The organism is Akkermansiaceae bacterium (assembly GCA_019634595.1).
Classification (GTDB): Bacteria; Verrucomicrobiota; Verrucomicrobiia; order Verrucomicrobiales; family Akkermansiaceae; genus Luteolibacter.
On record JAHCBC010000003.1, the window covers coordinates 573,457 to 593,114 of the forward strand.

At 61.4% G+C, this 19,658-nt stretch carries 14 protein-coding genes; 6 read left to right on the forward strand and 8 right to left on the reverse strand.

Annotation, left to right across the window (positions count from 1 at the left end):
- The first annotated feature begins 164 nt into the window (after positions 1-164).
- Positions 165-653, forward strand: coding sequence for a transcriptional regulator NrdR (gene nrdR / locus KF712_13160; GenBank protein ID MBX3741938.1), 489 nt, complete (start codon positions 165-167; stop codon positions 651-653).
- A 63-nt stretch (positions 654-716) separates the two neighbouring features.
- Positions 717-1,247: a hypothetical protein gene (locus tag KF712_13165; protein MBX3741939.1), complete on the forward strand. Its 531-nt coding sequence runs from the start codon at positions 717-719 to the stop codon at positions 1,245-1,247.
- A 63-nt stretch (positions 1,248-1,310) separates the two neighbouring features.
- Here KF712_13165 and KF712_13170 read toward each other — a convergent pair whose 3' ends face one another.
- A complete protein-coding gene (locus KF712_13170; protein ID MBX3741940.1) occupies positions 1,311-3,347 on the reverse strand; it encodes a TonB-dependent receptor in 2,037 nt (678 codons plus the stop codon).
- A 222-nt stretch (positions 3,348-3,569) separates the two neighbouring features.
- Here KF712_13170 and KF712_13175 point away from each other — a divergent pair, with 222 nt between their 5' ends.
- Both KF712_13175 and KF712_13180 read left to right on the forward strand, forming a co-directional pair.
- Complete coding sequence (locus KF712_13175; protein MBX3741941.1) at positions 3,570-5,948, forward strand: hypothetical protein; 2,379 nt, start codon at positions 3,570-3,572, stop codon at positions 5,946-5,948.
- A gap of 125 nt (positions 5,949-6,073) precedes the next feature.
- A complete protein-coding gene (locus KF712_13180) occupies positions 6,074-8,104 on the forward strand; it encodes an ABC-F family ATP-binding cassette domain-containing protein (GenBank protein ID MBX3741942.1) in 2,031 nt (676 codons plus the stop codon).
- Positions 8,105-8,110: 6 nt separating this feature from the next.
- Here KF712_13180 and KF712_13185 read toward each other — a convergent pair whose 3' ends face one another.
- On the reverse strand, positions 8,111-9,457 hold the full coding sequence (locus tag KF712_13185; GenBank protein ID MBX3741943.1) for a sulfatase: 1,347 nt from the start codon (positions 9,455-9,457) through the stop codon (positions 8,111-8,113).
- 11 nt (positions 9,458-9,468) lie between these two features.
- Positions 9,469-10,728, reverse strand: coding sequence for a hypothetical protein (locus KF712_13190; protein ID MBX3741944.1), 1,260 nt, complete (start codon positions 10,726-10,728; stop codon positions 9,469-9,471).
- A gap of 201 nt (positions 10,729-10,929) precedes the next feature.
- Between KF712_13190 and KF712_13195 the strand changes: the two genes are divergently transcribed.
- Positions 10,930-15,135, forward strand: coding sequence for a lamin tail domain-containing protein (locus KF712_13195; protein ID MBX3741945.1), 4,206 nt, complete (start codon positions 10,930-10,932; stop codon positions 15,133-15,135).
- A gap of 15 nt (positions 15,136-15,150) precedes the next feature.
- Here the strand turns inward: KF712_13195 and KF712_13200 are convergent, their stop codons facing one another.
- Genes KF712_13200 through KF712_13215 form a run of 4 tightly spaced genes read right to left on the reverse strand, consistent with a single transcriptional unit; the run spans position 15,151 to position 17,785 of the window.
- Entirely contained in the window at positions 15,151-16,146 is a 996-nt protein-coding gene (locus tag KF712_13200) for a flippase-like domain-containing protein (protein MBX3741946.1), read from the reverse strand.
- On the reverse strand, positions 16,143-16,400 hold the full coding sequence (locus KF712_13205) for an acyl carrier protein (GenBank protein MBX3741947.1): 258 nt from the start codon (positions 16,398-16,400) through the stop codon (positions 16,143-16,145). Before KF712_13205 ends, KF712_13200 begins: the two co-directional genes overlap by 4 nt.
- Positions 16,401-16,422: 22 nt before the next feature.
- Positions 16,423-17,199 (reverse strand): SDR family oxidoreductase, encoded by a 777-nt coding sequence (locus KF712_13210; protein ID MBX3741948.1) that lies wholly within the window; start codon positions 17,197-17,199, stop codon positions 16,423-16,425.
- On the reverse strand, positions 17,180-17,785 hold the full coding sequence (locus KF712_13215; GenBank protein ID MBX3741949.1) for a thioredoxin family protein: 606 nt from the start codon (positions 17,783-17,785) through the stop codon (positions 17,180-17,182). Before KF712_13215 ends, KF712_13210 begins: the two co-directional genes overlap by 20 nt.
- An 84-nt stretch (positions 17,786-17,869) precedes the next feature.
- Here KF712_13215 and moeB point away from each other — a divergent pair, with 84 nt between their 5' ends.
- Entirely contained in the window at positions 17,870-18,994 is a 1,125-nt protein-coding gene (moeB, locus tag KF712_13220) for a molybdopterin-synthase adenylyltransferase MoeB (GenBank protein MBX3741950.1), read from the forward strand.
- A gap of 55 nt (positions 18,995-19,049) precedes the next feature.
- Here the strand turns inward: moeB and KF712_13225 are convergent, their stop codons facing one another.
- Positions 19,050-19,637: a transposase gene (locus KF712_13225; GenBank protein ID MBX3741951.1), complete on the reverse strand. Its 588-nt coding sequence runs from the start codon at positions 19,635-19,637 to the stop codon at positions 19,050-19,052.
- Positions 19,638-19,658: the final 21 nt, after the last annotated feature.

A 19,658-nucleotide genomic window follows, 5' to 3' on the forward strand; every position in this document is an offset into this window, starting at 1 on the left:
ATTTTTCAAACTCGCCATCGAGAGATCAATAAGAGGAGCAGAAAATTTTAACAGATTAGCACGGCCATCCGTACTATTCAGGCCCACTACTAAATCAGCCGTAGTTTTCGGATTGACCCTACCATATATTGTCATACCATCCGCTTCGTTGCATCCGGTACTCCATGCGTTGCGTTCAATGCGGTTCCCTCAAAGACAAAGTCCTCGACTCCCGGTCGTCGAAGGATGGCACGTCGATCCGCCGCCGCCGCGAGTGCCTGAACTGCACCTACCGCTACACGACCTACGAGCAGATCGAACGGACGGAGCTGCGGGTCGTGAAACGCGACGGCACCCGCGAAGCCCTCAACCGCGAGAAGCTGATGGGCGGCCTGATCAAAGCCTGCGAAAAACGCCCCGTCTCCATGGACCGGCTGGACCGCGCGGTGGAGGAAATCCTCACGGACCTGCACAAGGACCACGTGAGCGAGGTGCCCTCCCACATCATCGGTTCCAAGGTGATGGACAAGCTGCACCAGATCGATCCCGTGGCCTACGTGCGCTACGTGTCGGTGTACCGCCAGTTCGAGGATGTGAACGAGTTCATCCAGGAAATCCAGTCCCTCTCCCGTCGCGCGACACGTGACACCATGCAACGCCGTCTCCCCCTCTGACACTCACCCCTGCATCCACCCAACCTCTCACCCCCTCTCCCTGACCACGACAGCTTCCTCCCCGTGATTTCATTCATTGGCAACCGCCCCGCCATCCAAATCGGACGCCACCAGGTGTTCGACTACGATACCGCGTGGCTGGATGATGCCATCATCCGGGCGGCGAGGGCCGCGGACCAGAATGATTTCCCGTTCGTCACGGAGATCCGCAGCGGGATCACCCAATACCTGGAAGAGGCCTGCAAGCTGCGGCTGCTGCACCTGCACGACCTGTTCGAGAAGGTGCGCAAGATGCTGGTGAAGATCGGCTGCCAGCACATTGCGGAGCACCTGCAACCGCTGGCACCACCGCTGACCATCTCTCTGGTCCATGCGGCGATGGAGGCGGGCACCGGCTACGAGCTGGCATTTTTCGAAAAACTCCGGACGGAACTGGAGGAACTCCGCAGCCACGGCGCGGAGGAGATCCGCTTCACGGGCCTGCGGGAATGCGTGCTGATCCTGCGGAGCGCGAAGAAGTGGGACAAGCGCTGCGAGGCGGTGCTCCAGGAGGTGGAGGCCTTCCTCAAGACGTGGGACAAGCTGGAGGCCTGACAAGAAAACGGGGCACCGCGATCCGCGATGCCCCGCCACCAGCCAACCAGGCAACGGTTCCAATCAGAAATTCACCTTCACGCCGGCCACCACACCGCGGCCGTTGAGCGGGACACTGTCCTTCAGGAAAGAGGTGTGCTCGCGCGCCTCCTCATCGGTGAGGTTCACGCCCTTGATATAAAGGTCGGTGGTCACCGGGCCGCTGGTGATCGTGTAGCTGAGGGCGGCGTTGAACATGACGTAGCTGTCCGTTGGCAGCTCGTTGTCGGCCGTTTCCGCCTGGTGGGCGGAGAACACACTTTCAAGACGCGCCCCGAAGGCACCCTTTTTGTAATCCAGCGCGGCGCTGGCATGGAAGGGGGAGATGCGAGGCAGCGGATCGCCCGTCTTCCGGTCGTTCGCCTGCACATAGTCCGCGCTCAGTTCCACGTTCAGATGATCCTCCGCAACCTCACCGGCCACCACCGGCCCCAGCAGGTGGAAAGTGGTCTCCACCTCCGCGCCGAAGAACTCCGCATCGGTGCCTTGGTAAGCGTAGATCGGCAGACCGCCGAGTGAAACACCACCCGTTGGGAACAGACCGATGTAATCATTGAAGCGGTTGTAGAACACGGTCACCGCTCCCGTCACGCTGCCGGTGACCTTGCGGAAGGAGAGATCGAAGCCGAGCGATTTTTCTGTTCCGAGACCGTCATCCCCCACCTCGAAGGCACCCGTCGCGACATGGGGGCCACCCGCATAGAGTTCCTGATAGGTCGGCGCGCGCTCCGTCCATGAGGAGGACAGCGCGACCTTGTAGTCATCATTCGGCGTGAAGACGATTCCAACGGATCCGCTCAGGGAATCAAAGTTCCGCTCCCGGTCCGGGCCGAAGGCCACATCCTCACTCGCTTTCGCGGAGGCATGGTCGTAGCGGAGGCCACCTTCCAGCCTCCAGCGAGCGGAAAGCTCCATCTCTTCGAAAATGAAAGCGGAGTGGCTCTGTGTCAGCACATGGGGAAGGAACTTCTCAGCACCCACCGCCTCGAAGTCGCTGCGCTGGATCTGATAGCCGAAGGTGCCCTGCAACGGCCCCCACTTCTCATGGGAAAGCTCGACCCGGCCATCATAGCCATCATTCGTGAACGAAGTTCCAGGCGCGGGTCCATCGAATTCGGTATGCTCGTAGTTCGAGGTGGCGAAGCGGTATTTGACCTCCTTGACCCCTTGGAACGGCTCGTGGAAGGCACCATGGAAATCCCACCGGCGCTGGCGCATGTCGATGCTGACGTCCTTCTCAACCGGTGAGCCGTAGTCCGTGTCGAAACCGGAATAAGCCAATCCGAAATAGCCGCCGTCCCAAATATAGGAGGCACCCGCAGAGAAACCTTCCGTGTTGAACCAACTGTTCTCCAGCGTCCTGCGCTCATCGTTCTCCGGGGCACCCGGATTCGCGTCACGCAGACGCTTCGAGCGCGCGTAGCCGGGAATCTCCAGCTCCTCGATGTTCCGCTTGTAGCCCTCCAGGTGCCACGCGAATCCACCGACGCCGCCTTCCAGTTCAAAGTCCGACGCGATGCCGTTGTCCGCGGAGCTGGCACGGGTGCCGACGCTGCCCCTCACCCACTCACCGATCCTTTCGGACGGGATGCGGTTGTCCGTGACATTCACCACGCCGCCGAGGGCGTTCGGCCCGAAAAGCACGGTCGCGGGACCGCGCACCACCTCGATCTTCGAGACGCTCACCGGATCAAAACTCACCGCATGGTCGAAGCTGGTGGCGGAGGCATCGATGGTGTTGAGGCCGTTCTGCAGCACGCGGATGCGGTCGCCGTCCAGGCCACGGATCACCGGGCGGCTGGACGCCGGGCCAAAGTAGGTGGAGCGCACGCCGGGCTGCTTCGAGAGCGTTTCACCCAGGGTCGCCTCCAGATTCAGCAGAAGCTCACGCCCCTCCAGCACGGTGACCGGCTGTGCCAGATCGGACGCGCTTTCCCCCAGCCTGCTGGCACTGACGGTGATCTCGCCCAGCTCCGTGGCTTCCGGTGTGGACTGCGCCGACACCACCGAAGGCATCAGAAACGCGGCAGGGACAAACATCAGGAATCGGGAAATCTTCATGGCGGATGCCGCTGACTCTCATCCACCGAAAAACCGTCCGTCAACTACCTTTGTATATTTTTTGCATTTGATCTAAAATTGCCAATACTCCCATTCCATCTCGTGCTCACGCCATCACACTTTCTCTTTTGTTGACACCGGAATGGCGAGGGAGGGATCGCCCCCCCGCAATCCTCTTGGAATCGCAGGGCGAATGCCCATACTGGCACCAGCCAAAAAGTCATGACCTTTCCCACTGCTGCCGTTGGGTTGCTGCCGATCCGGAAGCCGGCCACGCCTTGTGGACAATCGGAATCTCCACCGCCCCGCCATCCCTTTTCTTCTCTTTTCCGTCCTGTCCAGGGGGCGTTCCGATGCGTCACACTGAAATGCAAGTTCCAAACGGCGTTTTCTGTTATCTTCAAGAAGTGGATTTTCGTGGCGATCCTGGCCTGGGGGAGTGGCGCCGTTTGCCATGGCCAGGAGGCTCCTTGGAGTGGTCAGCGAGGAACCGTCACGATCAAGCAAATTTATCTGCATAATGACATCATGGCAGACAAGGAAAAGAACATCATCAAAACCAGAGCTGATGTTGAATACAATTATGCAAAGAGCGTGTATTCCCAAATAGGAATATCCCTAAGAAGAGATGGACACATCACATTCATCAGAGTCTCCGAAAATCTGGACGAGGCGAATATATTGGCGTGGAGGGATTCCCAGAATTTTGGAAGTGTCCTTCCTGTGATTTACGCAAACCAGATTTATCCTTACAATACAGGAGAGACAACGACCCAAGGCAGGGGTCTTTGCGAGTCCTATAAGGAAATGGGTCGAGAACCCGGCAAGGCAGTCGTATTAATGAACCACCCCGAATCATATTCGCATCACCATCTATTTTATTACTCTTATTATTTCGAATTCGACGTAACGAATCTCAAATATTATGATATTGAGACGACAGTTGACCAAGATACCTTGGCCCATGAAATCGGTCATATATTGTTGAACGATGCGCGGTTTTTATCATCAACCGCACCATCAACCGAACACACGAATTCATCCAAAGATTTAATGGCATATGGAAAAATTCGCAGACACCCGAAGTGGCGAGAAGAGTTTGTGGCCGGAGGAGACAAGAGCATGATCGAATTCCTCCCGATGGCTCAACCCCTTGGCAATGGGGAATATAAATACATCAACCAAGTGGAGGCGATGTATACCGCATCATCCTACGTGACCGGCAGGACTCCGGGAACCCGTCCCGTGTATCTAGCAGTGGGTATGGATTTCAAGGATCCCGTCTCCGAGAATAGCTCATGGAAAGGCTCCTATGCCTCTTACTCCGCTTTGCCAACCGGAGAAGTGCGCGTGCTGAAGGCGGGAGAGCGTCTCGATGGTTCGGTGCTGCCGGGAAGGAGCGAGATCCTGATCAACGGACAGACCCAATCGCTTCCCGCACCATTTGAAGTGTCGGCTTATATGAGGCGCTCCGGCCCATCGAAGATCCAATTGAACCACGAATTCGCATTCAGCGGGATTCCGGAAAACTTCACGCAACCAGTCGGAGACAGCATCTTTATGGGGAATTTCACCGAGTATTTCTGGGGAGTTTCAGGCATCAAAGTCGAGAAAGTGGTTGATGGGAAGCTCCAAGTTTTCCAAGAGAATACCGCGTATCAAGTCCGGGTGCTGGCGTATAACACCCATCAGCTAACCCACATGGCTCGCCCCATCTTTCAGGATGGTGCGCCGGTCCGGGTGTTGGTAGAATATGGAATCCCCACAGCCACAGCCCCAACCCGCGGGGACTTCAACTCCGACAGTGTGCTCAATCATCAGGATGTGGCCCAGCTCTATACCCGGATGGGACAAGTTTCTCCCGATCACGACCTCAACGGGGACGGGATCGTATCATTCGCCGACGTCCTTGAATTGGGCGGGATGATTCCCGGTTTCCTGCTAGGGGATCTCAATTCCGATGGACGTGTGGACGGGGCCGATCTGTCCGCGATGCAGGCGGCCTGGCAAACCTCCGCCGGCAGGGCGGGCGGGGATATCAATGGGGACGGAACGGTGGACGAATTGGATCTGGCTTTGCTGGCGGAAGACTGGGACGGCAGCCCGGAACTGGTTCACGGCGTTCTGCTGGCACGACCGGAGAACATGTCCCCGGTGGCATTTGAAACGGCCCCGGCGACGGCGTGGGAGGTTTCGTGGAGCGGCCATGCCGGGCGGACGTATCAGGTGGAGACATCCTCCGATCTGGTGGCATGGACGCCGCAAGGAGAGCCGGTGGCGGGAGAAGGCAAACCGTTGTGGGGTCTCGTGGAAGCGGCTCCGGGCCGATCAGGTTTCATCCGATTGAGAGGAACGTCAGTGGAGGGAACGGAATTTGGCGCGGAGCCGCGGTTTTCCGCCTCCCGCCTGTCATGGGACGCCGGCGGCCCGGGAGAGATCTTCGGGATCGAGGTCTGGACAGGGGAAGGAGAGCCCGGCGAGAGCGGGGGACAATGGTTCCTGGGGGGAAGCATGAAGACGGCCACCGGAGGCCGGCAAAGTATTCTGGTGGGGGATGGAGCGAACCACTATCGCATCCTGCGCATCGCCAGCGGTGGTTGAACCCGCTTCACCGGCACATGCGGGAGCCTGTTACCTGTCATCCTGCAACAAATCCGGCAGGCTGGCGCTTGTACTTTCATCCCTGGCATTGACCCCGGCGCAGGTTCATGCACCCTGCGCCCCCGATGATTTCCGTCCAATCCCTGCGCGTCGAATATGGCGCCCGCGTCCTTTTCAGCGACCTCGGCTTTTCGGTCCAGCCGCGGGAACGCATCGCCTTCGCCGGGCACAACGGTGCGGGGAAATCGACGCTGATGAAATGCATCGCCGGAATCATCAAACCATCCGGCGGCCAGATCAACGCGCCGAAGGGCACCCGCATCGGCTACCTGCCGCAGGAAGGCATCCACGTGAAGGGCATCACCCTGTGGAAGGAAACCGAGTCCGCTTTCAGCGAGGCGGTGGCGATGAAAGAGAAAATCGAGCGCCTTTCCGCGGAGCTGGAAACGCTCGACCCGCGGTCCTCCCCCTACGGTGACCTGCTGGAGGAAATCGGCGACCTGGAGATCCGGCTGGACACCATGGACCCGGACCGCATGAAGCCGCGGATCGAGTCCGTGCTGAAGGGCCTGGGTTTCCAGACGAAGGATTTCACCCGCGACTGCGCCGAGTTCTCCGGCGGCTGGCAGATGCGGATCGCGATGGCGAAGCTGTTCCTCCAGGAGCCGGAAGTGCTGCTGCTGGACGAGCCGACGAACCACCTGGACATCGACACCCAGCTCTGGGTGGAGCAGTACCTGATCAACTACCCGGGAGCGATCATGCTGATCTCCCACGACCGCGGCCTGCTCGACACGCTCTGCACCCGCACCATCGCCTTCGCCCATGGCCGCGCGGAGGAATACGCGGGCAACTTCTCCTACTTCGAGCGGGAGTCTGTTCTGCGGAAGGAAATCCAGCTCAAGCAATACACCGCGCAGCAGCGGGAGATCGCGGAAATCCAGCGCTTCATCGACCGGTTCCGCGCCTCCGCCAACAAAGCGACGCTGGTGCAGTCGCGGGTGAAGATGCTGGCGAAGATCGAGCGCATCCCCGCTCCCGAGCAGGCGGATGCCGTGATGAACTTCCGCTTCCCGCCACCGCCGAACTCCGGCCACATGGTGGCGAAGCTGGAAGGGGTCTCGAAGGCCTACGGCCCGCTGCAGATTTTCAGCGGCTATGATTTCGAGATCAACAAGGGCGAGAAGTTCGCCGTGGTGGGTCCGAACGGCGCGGGCAAGTCCACCTTCTGCCGCCTGATCACCGGGCAGGAAGCACCGGACTCCGGCGAGCATTCCTTCGGCCACAAGGTGGCGACGTCCTTCTTCTCCCAGAACCACGCGGACGAGCTGGATCCGGACCGCACCGTGCTGGAGACGGTGGAGGCCGCCGCATCCCGCGAGTCCATGCCCCACGCGCGGAACCTGCTGGGCTGCTTCCTTTTCCGCGGTGACGATGTCTTCAAGAAAGTCGGCGTCCTTTCCGGTGGCGAACGCTCCCGTGTCGCACTGGTCTGCATGCTCCTGCGCCCGGCGAACTTCCTGATCCTCGACGAGCCGACGAACCACCTGGACATGCAGTCGCAGGACGTTCTCAAGCGCGCGCTCGCCGACTATCCCGGCAGCGTGCTGATCGTTTCCCACAACCGCGACTTCCTCGATCCCGTCGTGACGAAGACGCTGGAGTTCCGCCCCGGCAAGCCGCCGAAGACCTACGTCGGCAACATCACCTACTACATCGACAAATCCGCCGAGGACAAGGCGCTGGAACTTTCCGCCGCCAAGGCCGGAGCCGCAGCCGCCAAGGCAGCGCCGACCGTCCTGCCGAAAGTCGAGGCCGCTGCCGCACCCTCGCAACAACCAGCGCCCCAGCCCGGCGTGAACCGCAAGGAACAACGCCGCCAGGAGGCGGAAGCACGCGAGCTGCGGTCGAAGGTTCTCAAGCCGCTCGAAACGGAATTCGAGGCGCTGGAGATCAAGATCGCCGAACTGGAAAGCGAACAGGCGAAGCTCACCGAAAAGCTGTCCGACCCCGCCGTCAGCGGCGACCCGACCGCGTTCCGCAACGCGACCAATGACGTAGCGAAAGTTGGCTCCGCGCTGGAAACCAGCTATTCACGCTGGGGTGCGCTGTCCGAGGAAATCGACCGCACGAAAGCCCGCCTCGGCGACGCCTGATCCGGCTCACTTCGCCGCTTCACGCAGCTCGCAGAACCGCTCCCGCATTTCCACGAGCCGTCCGGCATGGGCTGGCTCTTCCGCGAGATCATGCTCTTCGCGGGGATCGTTGGTCAGGTCGAAAAGCTGCTCTTTCCCGAAATCCGGCCAATGGAAGTACTTCCAGTCCTTCCGCACCAACGCCTGTGACGAGGGGATGAAGTCGGTGTTCCGGATCGTCGCGTGCTCGTAAAAGTATTCCGAGCGCCACATCACCGGATCTGAAGAAAGGTAGAGCGGCGAGATGTCCCTGCCCTGCATGCCTTCCGGAACCTTCGCCCCGGCGGCGGACAGGATGGTGGGGGCGAGATCGACATTGAGCGTCAGCGCCTCGTTGGCAATTCCCCGGACCGCCGCCCGCATCCGCGGATCATCGATGATGAGAGGGACACGGATGCTCTCCTGATAAGGATACCATTTGTCCGCGAGTCCATGCTCGCCGTGAAAAAATCCGTTGTCCGTGGTGAAGATCACCAGCGTCTCCCCGCGCACACCCTGCCGTTCCAACTCCTCCAGGATGCGGCCGCAGGTGGCGTCCACCTCGGAGGCCATGCGGTAGTAGTTCTTCATCATCCGCTGGTATTTCTCCGGTTTATCGAACCGCCAGTGCCAGCGGGCGCGGCCTTCATTTTTTCCGTTCGCGATGAACGGCGGCAGCCTGCGGAAAGATTCCTCCGTCATGTTCGGCGGCACCGGGATCACCTGATCCGCATACAGGGCCATGCTCTCTTTCTGCGGCAGGAACTGTTCCGGATTCGCGTCCTCCGCATGCGTGGCGAAGAAGGCGACGGTGAGGCAGAATGGCTTGTCCTTCGGCCTGTCCCGCAGGAACTCGAGCGAGTCCTTTTCGTTCTTCGCGGTCACATGGATGTCATTCCCCTGCTCGTCCTTCATCCAGTGCTTGCCGGAGTAGGCGCGTGCGAAATCAAACCGCTTCGCGGGAAATTTCCCGCAGTGCCATTTCCCCACATGGCCGAGATGATAGCCGCTCTCCCGCAGCACTCCGGGAAAGGTCTGTTCCCACGGGGCGCGGAACATCTGGAATGACTCGTTGCCGTGGCGGGACATCCACTGGCCGGTCAGCAGGGTCGCGCGGCTCACCCCGCAGATCGCGGTGGTCACGCGGTTCTCCGTGAAGCGCACGCCCTTTGCGGAGAGTGCATCGAGCACCGGTGTTTCCAGCACCGGGTTTCCCGCCACGCCTAGCGAGTCATGCCGCCAGTCGTCCGCATAGAGCAGGACGATGTTCATCGGCTTCGCCCACGCGGCGGAAACAGTGACCCAACCCAGGCAAAGGACCGCGGCAAATCTCATGCGGCTTCTTTCTAAAACTTCGCGAGCCACTCCGCACGGCCATTCTCCGGCACGTCCAGCTTGCGTTCGGCCTGCTTGAGTTCCGGCCAGCCACCCACATCCTCCTGTGTGTTGGGGATACGTCCGGTGCCTTCCTTCACCTGCCGGATGATCCGTTCATCCACCGGATCCCGGTCCTTTGGCCGGGCACCCGCGTTCGCCAGCACCGCGTCCTTCACCTCGTTCACGGGGATGATCCGCAGGCCATCGATCTTCACCGGCGCTTCCTTCACGAAGACATCATAGTCGAGGAGTTTCGCCGCCTCGACACTGCCTTCCGGCACCAGGTTTCCGCTCACGAATATCTGGCTCCCTTCATTGGTCCAGCCGTTCTTCGTGCTCCGGTCGGAGTAGAAATTCACCACCTTGCTCCTGCCCTTGGTCTCCCTCGCCCGGGTGGGGCTTTCCAGCAGCACGTTCGCCACGGCGGTCAGTTTCGTCGGCAATCCTTCACCCCCTCCGTAGCTGTGCAACGCGTTGCTGCCGATGTCATACATCACGTTGTTCGCGACGATGGAACTGGTGTTCCCTTTCACCACCGGGTTCCGGTAGCGGTTGTGGGCAAAGAGATTCCGCAGGATGGTCACGTTCTGCGTATGGTCACCGATGAGCAGGCCCATCGAGTGACCTCCCTTCGGATGCCCCGCCTTGTCCAGTGCCTCCGCGATGATGCAATCGCTGATGGTGACATCCTTGATCCCCTTGAAATAGGTGGAGATCCCCTCGTCCGTGGACCATGCCACCGAGCAATGGCGGATCACCACGTTGTACACCGTCGGCTCCGGGAACCGGCCTGCGGGAATCTTGTCCTCGCCCACGAGCTGAATGCCATCCCGGTCCTCCATCGATTCCTTGCCCGGCTTGTTGCCCACGCGCATGCGGATGTGTTCCACCACCACATCGTGCGTGCGGATGCGCAGCGTCGCATTGCGGATGGAGATGCCCGGTGAAGGCGCGGTCTGACCGGCAATGGTCACGAACGGACTATGGATGGAGATGTCCCTTTCAAGGTCGATGTATCCCGCCACCTCGAACACGACGAGACGCGGTTCCTTCACGTCCTGCAGCGCGTCGCGCAGCGAACCGGGACCGGAATCCGCCAGCGTGGTGACCTTCACCACCTTGCCCTCGAGGCCGCCCTTCGTTTCCATGCCAAAACCCCGCGGGTCCGCGGTGGCGATGGCAATACCGGGAAGGAAAACCAAGGAGGCGAGCAGGGCGCGGAGTTGCATGATCCGAGAATACCGGGACTTGCATGCAACCGTATCATCCAGCTTTGAAAAATTTTCCGGGCCGTGGACCGCAGCCTCTTCCTCCCAACGGAACCTCAGCTGCCTGCGGAGACCGGGAATGTCCGGTCATCTACGGATTGACGAGGTCCGGAAATCCATTTTTCCCTTGATCTGGGAGGCATCAAATCACTACCACGGAGGATGGTAAAAACCCCCATTGGCTTCCGCTGCGAAGCCATTTTCCGGGCCATCCTGGCCGGATACCTCATCCTCACCGCAGCCGCCGCTCCGGTGGCGATCCCCTTCATGGAAAATTTCGATTCGGGGACCAGCCTTTTCAGCGGAAGCTCCCACTGGAACCATGTGGGGGGGAAATACCGCGCCTCGATCTCCGGCGGCAACATCATCGCCCCATCCTCTGTGGAGGCTCCGCCGATGCCGGAAGGCTTCCGGATGGAGGCCGTCTTTTCCAATTTCAACAGCACCAACAACGACAACTCCTGTGGCTTCGCTTTCCTGGGGGAGAACGCAGCCTTCAGCGGCAATTCCTCCCCTTACTACCTCGTCGATGTCAAACCGGCGATCAACAAGGTCCGGTTCGTCCAGGTCGCCAACTCGAACACCTTCTTCATCGACAACGAATCGCTGGCGTTCACCCTCGATGCCCTCCAGCCCTTCCGCATCGCCGTGGAAGGCATGTATGTGGATTCCGTCCTGCAGGTAACCATCACCGTCACCCAGGGTTCCAAGCAGTCCGTCCACATCCACGACGAAGACATGCCTCTGACCGGTTCCTGGTTCGGCTTCCGCCCGCGCAGCAGCGGCGGGACGATCACCGTCGATCATGACGACTTCTCGCTCCGCAGGCTCAGCACCGTCCGGTTCACATCCGGACCGTTCGCGTTCGCGCGCACCGGGCTCCCCTATCAGTCCACCGTCTCGGCAACCACCAGCGGACCGAATCCCATCACCTTCACCCCAGTCGAAATGCCGCCGTGGCTTTCCCTCACGGATCATGGCGATGGCACCGCCACCCTCAGCGGCACACCTCCGGCCGGCACTCCGGGTTCCCCCTTGGTCAAACTGCGGGCCGACGATGCCAACGGACCTCCCACCACCTGGGAATCCACGATCAAGATGCTCGGTGTCTCCGGCGTCATCATCAGCGAGTTCGTCGCTTCGAACGATGGCACCTTCACCGATGAAGACGGCGACGACTCCGACTGGATTGAAATTTTCAACGCCGACCCCTCGCCCGCGGATCTCGGTGGATGGTTTCTCAAGGACGACAAAACCTCATGGGCCATCCCGTCCGGGACCACGATCCCGCCTTTCGGCCATCTCATCGTGTTCGCTTCGGACAAGAACCGCACAGGCCCGCAATTGCATACGAATTTCAAACTCACTTCGTCCGCCGGAGGCTACCTGTCCCTCGCCAGACCGGATCATTCGGTCGCCAGCGAATACAGCTCCTATCCCGCCCAGCGCGACGGCGCTTCCTATGGAAAATGGGGCGACTACACCTCATCCGGCATCCTGATCCCACAGACTCCGGGAAATGCGAATCCCGCGGGCGGCTTCAACTCCTTCGCCCCCGATCCCGTTTTCTCCGTCCCCCGCGGGACCTATGATGCGCCGCAAAACGTCACCCTCTCCTGTCCGCTCCCCGGCGGCACCCTTTCCTACACGCTCGACGGCTCGCTCCCCACCGCCACGACCGGCACCCTCGTTCCCGCCGCCGATGGATCGACGCCCCCTTCCATCACGTTGAATGTCGGCACCACGTCGGTCATCCGCGCCGTCGTCTTCAAGGAAGGTTACGTCCCCTCCACGGCCGTCACCCACACCTACCTCTTCCCCAGCGACATCGTCACCCAGTCCACCCCCGCCGGCTGGCCGGCCGGCAGCGTCAACGGACAGATCCTCGACTACGAGATGGATCCCCGGATCACCGGTGTCCCCGGCAACGCCGCCCTGATCAACACCGCCCTCCGCAGCCTGCCCAGCTTCTCCATCGTCACCGACCGCGCGCATCTTTTCAACGCGACCACCGGCATCTACGTGAACGCCTTCGGCCGGGAGCGGGAATGGGAACGCCCCACCTCCATGGAAATGATCAACCCGGATGGCAGCAGCGCCTTCCAGATCAACTGCGGCGTCCGCATGCGCGGCGGGGTCAGCCGGGGGGCGACGAATCCGAAACACAGCTTCCACTTCTACTTTCGCGGTGAATACGGCGCAGGGAAACTCAAATACCCGCTCTTCGGCGACCAGGGGGCGCCGGAGTTCGACCGCATCGATCTCCGCACCACCCAGGGCAGCCTTTCCTGGCACACCTCGGGTTCCACGAACTCAAGCTACATGCGCGACGAATGGTCCCGCGCCACCCAGGGAGCCATGGGCCATCCCCACGCCCGCAGCAGCTTCGTCCACCTCTACATCAACGGCCAGTACTGGGGCATCTACGCCACCCAGGAACGTGCGGACGACTTCTTCGCCGCATCCTACCACGGCGGCGAAAAGGAAGACTATGACATGGTCAAATCCTACACCGTGCCCTCCCACCATGTCGCGGTCGCGGACGGCGACGCCACCGCCTGGAACGCCCTCCACGCCGCGGCCGTCGCGGGCTTCACCGATGACGCCGCCTACTTCGCCGTCCAGGGATTGGGCCCCGACGGCAAGCCTTCGCCCATCCTCAAGCCGCTCGTCGATATCGACAACCTCATCGACTACATGATCCTCAACATGTACGCGAGCAACACGGACGGCCCGGTGAACCCGGGAGACAAAAACGTGCCGAAGAATTTTTTCTGCATCCGCCCCCGGGACGGTTCGTTCGGCTTCCGTTTCATCGCCCATGACTTCGAGGATACGTTCGGCGGCACCGACGTCACCGGGCACTTCACGACCAACGGCCAGCACCCGGTGGCCGGAGCCACGCTCGAGTATTTCAACCCGCGCTGGCTCCATCTCCAGCTCGTCCGCAATCCGAAATACCTCATGCGCTTCGGTGACCGCGTGCAGCGCAACCTCTTCGGCGACGGCGCGCTCACCGTTGCCAACGCCACCGCCAGGTGGCAGGAAATGCGCGCCGTCCTCGCCCCCGCCATGATCGCCGAGTCCGCCCGCTGGGGGGACTCGAAATCACTCTCCGCCCCCCGCACGGTCGCCAACTGGGAAAGCGCCTGCAACAGCCTCTACAATCCCAACAATTCCTCCGGCACCCTCGCCGCCAGGACGAGCTCGCTCATCACCCTCTTCCGGAACACTGCACGCGGCTATGCCCTCTTTCCCAGCGCGGGAGTCAGCGCGCCCGTATTCTCCCAATCCGGAGGTGTGGTTACGCCCGGCTCCACCCTGACCATCACCGGCCCCGCATCGACCGGAATTTTCTACACCCTCGATGGCACGGATCCCTCCGCCGCGGGAGCCGCCGTCTATTCCGGAGCCGTCCCCCTCGACAGCGCCTTCATCACCGTGAAAGCGAGGGTGAGGCACAACACCACCGGCGAATGGAGTCCCCTGACGGAGGCGACCTTCACCCATCCTCCCGTCCCCGCCGCACCGGGAAACCTCTACTTCTCCGAACTCCACTACAATCCCGACGACAAACTCGACACCCGTGACTTCATCGAAGTCCACAACCCATCCGCCTCCATCGTCGATCTCACGGGCGTCCGCATCACCACCGGCATCACCTTCGCCTTCCCGTCGGTCCTGCTCCAACCGGGTGCGCGCATCGTTGTCGTCAAAAACCTCGGCGTCTTCCGCGCCCTCTACGGCCAGATCCCGAAGGTGGCGGGCGTATGGGACGGGAACCTCGCCAACAGCGGTGAAACCATCGAGCTGCGGGCCGCGGACAACACGATCATCGAGAGCCTCACCTACGCCGACACTCCGCCATGGCCCACCTCGCCGGATGGCAAGGGCCCCTCACTCGTCCGCATCCACCACTCCCTCCCGCCGAACTCCGCCTACAGTTGGCGCGCGTCTTCCGCCTTCCACGGCACGCCGGACGCCCCGGATGCCGCCTCTTTCACCTCCTGGCTGTCGTCCCACCAGTTCGCCAGCGCGGCGTCCCCGGCTCCCGGCGGACTGAAAGCCTTGCTGCACTACGCGACCGCGACCCCGCCCGCCGACCAACCGCCCGCGCCCCTCATCACCCGTGGTTCCGGCACCGACACGATCACCCTCCGCCGGCCTTTCGCCGCGGTCGATGCCGTCAGGTTTTTCATCGAACAGTCGTCAGACCTCACCGATTGGCCGGTCTCCATCGAAATCGACACCGCCGCCGCCACCATCCTCAGCCGGAGCGTGGATGGCAGCGGGATCGAGACACTCACGGTCCGTCTCCCCGCCACAACCCCGGGCGCATTCTACCGCCTCCGCTACCTCACCCGCTGAGCGGACCGCCACCCATCAGACTTCCTTCATTTCCTTCACGGAGATCCGGTCCCGCCTCTTCAGGAAAAACAACGCCCCCAGCACCGCCCAAAACACATTGCAGGCGAAGCCCGCCAGCGATGAATCACGCGCGATGTCCTTCGAAACATCCGCCAATGCCGGCATCAGCATCATGAACAGATTCTCACGGATCCCGATCCCTCCGATCGAAACCGGGATCGAACTGAGGCCGTCGATCACGGGCATCGCCGTCATGACGGAACCCAGCGCCGCCTCTCCGCCCACCGCCCGCAGGCCGCACCAGAATGAGGTGAAATAGGCCAGGGTCATCAGCATCGAGAATCCAAGCCCCGCCAGGGTGAGTTTCCAATTCCTACGATAGGTATCGTAGATCTCCGGCACCTGCCTCATGATCGGCCAGCGGTCGAGCCGTCCGTTCGCATGGATCCGCCGGTGCAGCGGAGGACTCGCACAGAGGAAAAAAAGCCCCACCATCAGCAATCCTCCGCCGATATAAAGCCACGCCAGGCGCAGGACATTCTCCCCCTGGGCGCCCAGGACCTCCCGGCCCGTCAGCTCCTCGAATCCACCCACCGAGATCAGGAAAAACAACAGCCCGATGGTGACCATCCCCGCCATGTGGTCGATCAGCACGCTCATGGTGACCGGCAGTTTTTTCCCGGGATGATCCCGGATCAGCAGGATCACCCGCGCGGCGTCACCTCCCAGGCTCCCCACCGAGAACAGGCTGAGCAGGTTTCCGATCATCGTCAGTTCGATCGCCCTTGGAATGCCCACGCGGATGTCCAGCACCCTCATCAGGACCCACCACCGGAGCGCGGTCAGCACCACGGTGAGTCCCGCCATGAGCACCCCGCCGGCCATCCAGCCGTAATGGATCTCCCCGGGCCGGGCGAGGATCGTCCCCTTGCCATCGATTCCGGAAAACGCCCACCACAGGCAGACCACCGTCAACCCCAGCTTCAGCAGGAAGATGAGGGCAGCCTTCACGGGGCCTTTCCGATCTCCAGGGCGATCGTTTCGACGCTCTCCAGGATCCCCTTCGCTTCCGATGAATTCCCGATCTTCAGACCGAAGTGCTTTTCCAGCGCCACCACCAGTTGCAGGGCATCCACGGAATCCAGCCCAAGCCCATGGCTTCCGAAAATCGAGGTCTTGTCGCCGATTTCCTCCGGGGCGTAGTCGAGCATCAGCTCCTCCACCATCACTTCCTTGATTCTCTGCCGCAGTTCAGCGCCTTGCATGTCGTATATTTTGGATGATCTTTCAGAAAATTCCACCGTCGATCTTCAGCGAAGCTCCGGTAACATAAGATGCCTCCGCCGACGCCAGGAAAAAGACGGCTGCAGCCACCTCCTCCGGCTTTCCGAACCGGCGCATCGGAATGCCCGCCCTGGCCTGCTTCTTCGCATCACCGTCCATGCCACCGAGCGCCTCCGTCTCCACGTAGCCGGGGAGTACGGCGTTCACCGTAATGCCGGCGCGGGCGGTTTCCTTCGCAAGCGTGCGGGTCATGGCGACCACGCCCGCCTTCGCCGCGGCATAGTTCGTCTGCCCCAGGGGCGGCAGCAGCGCGCTGAGGGAGGCGATGTTGATGATCCTCCCGGAGCGCTGGCGCATCATCGGGGTGACCACGGCACGGCAGCCCAGGAAGACCGAATCCAGATTCGAGGAAATGACCCCGTACCATGCTTCGTCCGGCATCGCCGCCAGGAGGTGGTCACGGTGCATCCCGGCGTTGTTCACCAACACATCGATCCTTCCCGTTTCCGCTGTGATGCCATCCACCGCCCCCTTCCAGGCGGCGGCATCCGTCACCTCCAGGGTGACGGTCCGGCAACGATCCGGGTATTCCGCCACGAGAAGATCCGCGGCATCATGGTTCGCACGCACCCCCAGCCAGACCCGGCAGTCTTCCTCCCGCTGGAGGAAAAAGCGCGCGATGCCGAGTCCCAGCCCGCCATTTCCGCCTGTGATCAAGATCGAACGCACGCCGGAGCGTGGGCTCCGGATCCCCTCACGGTCAAGACAACGCGCCACCATCACCGGCGTTCCACCACACCGGGCGGGTTCCTTCCTTCCACTTGATGTTGCAGCCGCTGCTGGGGTACGGCCGCTCCATCATGGACTCCCCCGCCAACATCCGCCGCACCGCTTCACGGAGATCCCCTCCATGCGCCTGCATGCCTTTTTTCGGGCGCGTGTCATCGAACTGTCCTGCGTAAAACAACCGCCCGCTCCCGTCGAAAAGGAAGAAATCCGGAGTGCACGCCGCACCGTAGGCACGCGCCACTTCCTGGCTCTCATCCAACAGGTAGGGAAACTTCCACCCATGCTGCGGGGCGAAGGTCTTCATGAATTCCGGGCCGTCCTGTGGATAGTTCGCCAGGTCATTGGAATTGATGGCAACCGTGCCGACCCCGTCCGCGGAGATCTCCTCCGCGAAGGAACCCACAGCATCCGCGAGGTGGATGACAAACGGGCAATGATTGCAGGCAAAAATGACCAACAGCCCCTTGTCCCCAGCCGCTTCAGCCTGTGAAACGACCTTTCCCCATGCGTCCGGAAGCGAGAATTCCGGAGCCTTGTCGCCCTGTTTCAGTTGGAATGTGGAAAGCACCTCGGCCATCCGGGAAACCTACCACAAAATCCCCTCCCGCAACACCCTTTCACCTTTGACGCGGGGGCATCCCCGGGCATCTTTCCGGCCATCATGCCAAGCGGCTTGTCCAAGGAAGAACTCCTGCGCTACTCCCGCCACCTCCTGATCCCGGGAGTGGGCGTGGATGGTCAGCTCCGGCTGAAAAACGCTTCCGTACTGATGATCGGCACCGGTGGCTTGGGCTGCCCGGCGGCCCTTTACCTTGCCGCCGCGGGGGTAGGCCGGCTCGGCCTGATCGATCCGGATACCGTCGATCTCTCCAATCTCCAGCGCCAGATCCTCCATGGTGAATCGTGGATCGGGAAGCCGAAGCTGGAGAGTGCGGAAAGCCGCCTGCGCGAAATCAATCCCCATCTGAAGATCGATCTCCATCCCGTCCGTTTCACTCCTGAGAACGCCATCGAACTGGCGGAGGGCTACGACATCATCCTCGACGGCTGCGATAATTTCCCCACCCGCTTCCTCACGAACGACACGGCCTTCTTCCTGAAAAAGCCGCTGATTTATGGTGCGATCCACCGCTTCGAGGGCCAGGCCACCGTCTTCGCTCCGCACCTCGGCGGGCCGTGCTACCGCTGCCTGCTGCCGGACCTGCCGCCTCCCGGATCCGTGCCATCCTGCAACGAAGCCGGGGTGCTCGGCGTGCTGCCCGGCGTCATCGGTTCCCTGCAGGCGATGGAGGCGATCAAGCTCATCCTCGGCATCGGCAAGCCACCGCTCGGCAAGCTCACCGTCTATAACGCGCTGAACAGCGCATTCCGGACGATCTCACTCCGCCGCGATCCGGGCTGCCGCCTGTGCGGCGACACTCCGGAGATCACCAGCGTCTCCAATCCCGAAACCCTCGCGCCCGCCTACTGCGACATCCCCAACGACCATATGGAAACCATCACCACCACCGAACTCCGCACCCGCCTCGCCGGGGATTTCCAAGGCCTGCTCATCGACGTCCGCGAGCCGGATGAATGGGCCATCGCCAACATCCCTGGCGCAACCCTGATCCCGCTCGGCTCCGTCCCGAACCATCTCGACAAGCTGCCGAAGGACCGGGAAATCCTCATCCACTGCAAGTCAGGCCGCCGCTCCGCCCGCGCCGTCGAGCTCCTGCTGGCCAACGGCTTCACCGACGTGAAGAACGTCGAGGGCGGCATCGATGCCTGGCTTGAGGAAAAATGATGGGAACGCGAATGGAGCGCTGGCTTCAGCCGGCATCTTTTCCTCATGAGCTGACCTAGAAACGGCGCTCTTCCCAATTCATTCCCGCGGAAGAAAACCTCCAGCCCTGCGGCTTTTCACATAGGTTCGCCTTCACCAGATTATTCCTGATGTAGGCTCGGCAGTCGTGGAAATGTTCCAGATCACGGACATACCGGTCGTAATACTCCCTTTGCCACAAGGCTCCGGAGCGCCCAATCAGCCGATTGATCCCGAAAGCCGATGATCCTTTCCAAAGCCTGGCAATGTCCGCCAATGCCTGGTTTCCCAACAAGCGGAGCAGCACATGGACATGATTCGGCATGATGCACCAGTCGATGAGCAGATAACGCGACTCGTGTCCGGCAATCAATTTATCCTGAACAATCCCGGCGCAGCCGGGGTCTTTCAATAGAGCCTCCCCGCAGCCGGTATCCTCATACCTTGCGATCCGGCGGCGGAGTTCCTTGTTTCTGATCCGATCATCGGCCAGCGAGGCCAATTCTTCTTTCCATCCACGGACCAATCCCACCGGCATCGCATCCGCCAAGCGGAATGTCACCGCCTGGACCGCACCATCGAAATCCCAATGAGGAAGGTACCCACGGTCGTAGATCCCCCTCATTGGAACTCAATGGCGTGGCTG

Excerpts from the sequence above, each read along its gene's own strand:
- moeB (MBX3741950.1), top strand. The coding sequence starts at position 17,870 with ATGCCAAGCGGCTTGTCCAAGGAAGAACTCCTGCGCTACTCCCGCCAC.
- KF712_13175 (MBX3741941.1), top strand. The coding sequence starts at position 3,570 with ATGACCTTTCCCACTGCTGCCGTTGGGTTGCTGCCGATCCGGAAGCCG.
- KF712_13190 (MBX3741944.1), bottom strand. The coding sequence starts at position 10,728 with ATGCAACTCCGCGCCCTGCTCGCCTCCTTGGTTTTCCTTCCCGGTATT.
- KF712_13185 (MBX3741943.1), bottom strand. The coding sequence starts at position 9,457 with ATGAGATTTGCCGCGGTCCTTTGCCTGGGTTGGGTCACTGTTTCCGCC.
- KF712_13205 (MBX3741947.1), bottom strand. The coding sequence starts at position 16,400 with ATGCAAGGCGCTGAACTGCGGCAGAGAATCAAGGAAGTGATGGTGGAG.
- KF712_13195 (MBX3741945.1), top strand. The coding sequence starts at position 10,930 with ATGGTAAAAACCCCCATTGGCTTCCGCTGCGAAGCCATTTTCCGGGCC.
- KF712_13170 (MBX3741940.1), bottom strand. The coding sequence starts at position 3,347 with ATGAAGATTTCCCGATTCCTGATGTTTGTCCCTGCCGCGTTTCTGATG.
- KF712_13215 (MBX3741949.1), bottom strand. The coding sequence starts at position 17,785 with ATGGCCGAGGTGCTTTCCACATTCCAACTGAAACAGGGCGACAAGGCT.
- KF712_13225 (MBX3741951.1), bottom strand. The coding sequence starts at position 19,637 with ATGAGGGGGATCTACGACCGTGGGTACCTTCCTCATTGGGATTTCGAT.
- nrdR (MBX3741938.1), top strand. The coding sequence starts at position 165 with ATGCGTTGCGTTCAATGCGGTTCCCTCAAAGACAAAGTCCTCGACTCC.
- KF712_13180 (MBX3741942.1), top strand. The coding sequence starts at position 6,074 with ATGATTTCCGTCCAATCCCTGCGCGTCGAATATGGCGCCCGCGTCCTT.
- KF712_13210 (MBX3741948.1), bottom strand. The coding sequence starts at position 17,199 with ATGGTGGCGCGTTGTCTTGACCGTGAGGGGATCCGGAGCCCACGCTCC.